Source organism: Synechococcus sp. R3-13 (assembly GCF_047462195.1).
Lineage (GTDB): Bacteria > Cyanobacteriota > Cyanobacteriia > Thermostichales > Thermostichaceae > Thermostichus.
In genome coordinates, this window is sequence record NZ_JANSIO010000133.1 from 1 (window position 1) to 3,155 (window position 3,155).

2 protein-coding genes are annotated in these 3,155 nt (G+C 62.1%); both read right to left on the bottom strand.

All coding sequences use genetic code 11. The annotated features are described in order from the left end of the window. Nucleotides 1-194 precede the first annotated feature (194 nt). Nucleotides 195-2,387 carry a glycine--tRNA ligase subunit beta gene (gene glyS, locus NW856_RS04400; RefSeq protein WP_414399301.1) on the bottom strand — a complete coding sequence of 731 codons (2,193 nt, stop codon included), beginning with the start codon at nucleotides 2,385-2,387 and terminating at the stop codon, nucleotides 195-197. 179 nt (nucleotides 2,388-2,566) lie between these two features. Beyond that, nucleotides 2,567-3,155: universal stress protein (locus NW856_RS04405; protein WP_414399302.1), on the bottom strand; the 589-nt coding region annotated here is incomplete at its 5' end.

Below are 3,155 nucleotides of genomic sequence, written 5' to 3' on the forward strand. Positions count from 1 at the left end.
TCCGCAACGCTGACGCGAAGACGCGACCAACGGTTTAGGTGTGGGCACAGTGTTCTGAGTTTGAGTGGAAATGACGATATGTCCATTCCCAAGCCGTTCGCGCCAGTGGGACAGAGTCCTTGGGGGGTAGCTCCCTCTGGGAGAGAAGCTGGGGGTGAGGGGGATCTGTCTCGAAGTAAACTGATCTGAAACGGCTAGGGGGTCTTCTCCGGCGAGGATTCCCCTGCCATGACCACAGCCCCCATGTCCCCCAACAGGCGGGACTGGTTGCGCAATACCCCCAGCAAATTAAGCCGGCTGGCCCGTCGCACAGGATCCGGATCCATCACCAGAACGGCTTCAAAAAACTGGGCTACCTGAGGGGCTGCCGCTTGCAGAGCTTCCACCAAGGGAACAAAATCTCCCCGTAAGGCCGGCTCCACCCCCAGACGATAGATTTTCTGGCAAGCCTCGTACAACTCCCTTTCTGCCGCCTCCTGCAACTGGTCGGGATCCACGGCAGCTGCCGGATCCACCACGGCGTAGTCCAAGTCCCCTTGGGCTGCCAGGCGGGCACAGCGATTGAGGGTGGGATAGAGATCCGCCAATTCCCCGGTGGCCCGCAGGTGTTGCAGGTACTCCGCCCGCAGCAAAGTCAAGGGCAGGTTGCCCAGGGCCCGCATGGTGAGCTCGGCCTTCTGGGGATCCTCGGTTTTGACGGACTCTGGATCCCCCACTACGGCCCTGACCAAGTCGTAATCAATCCGCTTTTCCTCCTGCAAAAGGGTCTGTATCCGTTGGGCCAAAAACTCCTGCAAGGCTCGCAAGGTGTGGACATCGCCAAAGGCATAGTCCTGCACCACGCTCTGCAACAGCAAGTTGAAGTCAAAAGTCCAGCCGGCATCCCAGGCAACCAGCACCAGGCTGTTGGCGGCCCGCCGCAGGGCAAAGCGATCCGAGGAGCCGGTGGGGATCCGCCCCAAGCGAAACATGCCCACCAAGGTATCCAGGCGATCTGCCCAGCCCACCACCCGCCCGGTCAAGGAATTGGGCAAAGCGTCCCCCGCCCCCAAAGGCCAGTAGTGCTGCTCGATCCCCTCGGCTACCGCCTCCGGTTCCCCATCCTGCCGAGCGTAGTCGGCCCCCATGATCCCCTGCAGCTCCGGGAACTCGTACACCATTTGGGTAACCAGATCCGCTTTGCACAGTTGGGCGGTGCGCTCCACCAGCGCTTGTTCCTGGGCATCCAAGTTCAGGGCAGCGGCAATGAGGCGGCTGATGTGGCGGATGCGCTCCACCTTGTCCCGCATGGAGCCCAGCCCTTCGGCAAAAGTAACCGCCTGCAGGCGTTCCACCCGCTGCGCCAAGGGGATCCGCCGATCCTCCTCGTAGAAAAAGCGGGCATCCGCCAGGCGCGCCCGCACCACACGGCTGTTGCCTGCCCCGATCCGCTCCGATTGCCGGGGGTCGCCGTTGGAGATGGTGATGAAATAGGGCAGCAATTTTCTGGGATCCCGGCCATCCCGTACCGGGAAATAGCGTTGGTGGATGATCATCACCGTCTCGATCACCGCAGGGGGCAAGCGCAAAAACTCTGGCTCAAAGCGCCCCAAAACCGCCGTCGGCCACTCCACCAAGTGCACCACCTCCCGCAGCAAAGGAGCAGGGATCTGGGCTTCCCCATTCACTTGCCTGGCCAGCTTGGTCACCTCAGCCTGAATGTATGCCTCTCGCGCTGTTGGATCGGGGCTGACCCCCGCCTCTTGCATTTGCTGAACGTAGCTCTCGGCCCGCTCCAGGACAACCTGCTGGGATCCCAAAACGCGGTGCCCCCGGCTCACCCGCCCCGCCACCAAGCCCGGCATGGAATTGTCCTCGTGGGTCGGCAGCAGCAAAGGCAGCACCTGATCATCCCAAAGGGAGACCAGCCAGCGAATGGGGCGCGGAAACTTCAGATCCCCGCAGGCCCAGCGCATCAGCCGTTCCCCACTCAAGTTGGTAATCCAGGCGGGTGCCAGTTCCTGGAGCACAGCTGCTGTTGGCCGGCCTCGCACCCGCTGCACCGCAAACACAAAGGATCCCTTGCCCACTTGCCGGATTTCCAGGCTGCCGGGATCCACCCCTTGTTTTTGGGCAAATTTTTCCCCGGCAGGGGTGAGCTGGCCATCTTGGTAGGCGACCTGAACCGGCGGCCCCTTCACCTCCAAAGTGCGATCCGGCTGCTGGGTGGGCAACCCCTGCAACAGAACCGCCAGGCGGCGCGGCGTACCGAAAAGCTGCATCTGCTCCGCTTGCAGATGAGCCTCCGCCAAAGAGGCCGGGATCCCGGTTCGCCACTGCTCTAGGGCCGAATCCACAAAACTGGCCGGGAGTTCCTCACAGCCGACTTCCAGCAAATAGGCAACCATACTCCTGTGCTCCGTAGGGTACCATCCCCACTTCCTCAATCAACATAGTCTATGGCTCTAAGCCTCCCTCCTGGCTCACGATGGTTCCGAAGCCGGGGTATCCCAGTTTACCAGGGGAGCTGGGGCGGAGTTGAGACAAGAGCTCAAATCCGCCAGACAACACCCCAATGCCATCCCTGTCAAGTGGGCTCTGCGGCCGCCAGAACCCCATCTCCTTGGCGCAAGGGATGAGCTGAATCCCGCGGCAAATGCGCCACGATGATGGGAAGGCTGGGTCGGTTGCGGGCGATGGTCTCCGGCTCTCGGCCCAGGCGCGACCGGTTGCCGGTTTCACTGGGAATCAACACCAACACATCTCCCGGCTGCAGCGCTTTGAAGGCTTCCGCCACCACCCCCCCCTGCACCCGCTGAACCGGCAAGTGGGCATAGCTTTCTGCCGGCAAGGCTGGGGAGCTTTTCCGCCCAGGTCGGGTTTGCACCAGCAGGATCTGCAAACCTGCTTTCAATTCGCCGGCCAGCGTTTGTGCCAGCCCAATGGTCTGCTGCAGGGATCCGGGAGAGACCTCCAGCTCCGGTGCAACCAAGAGGATGCGGCGCGCCGTCTCGATGGGTACCGGAAACCGCGTAATCAAGACTGGGATCCCCACCTGCCGCACCACCGCGTCAATGATGCTGCCGAAAAAGTTCTCCGCATAGGTGGAGTAGCCCTTCCAGCCCAGGATCACCAAGGTTGCCTGCCGTTCCGCCGCCGAGCGAATGATCCCTTTT

What these genes read in the sequence shown, in the direction of transcription:
- glyS (WP_414399301.1), bottom strand. Translation starts at nt 2,387, where the DNA reads ATGGTTGCCTATTTGCTGGAAGTCGGCTGTGAGGAACTCCCGGCCAGT.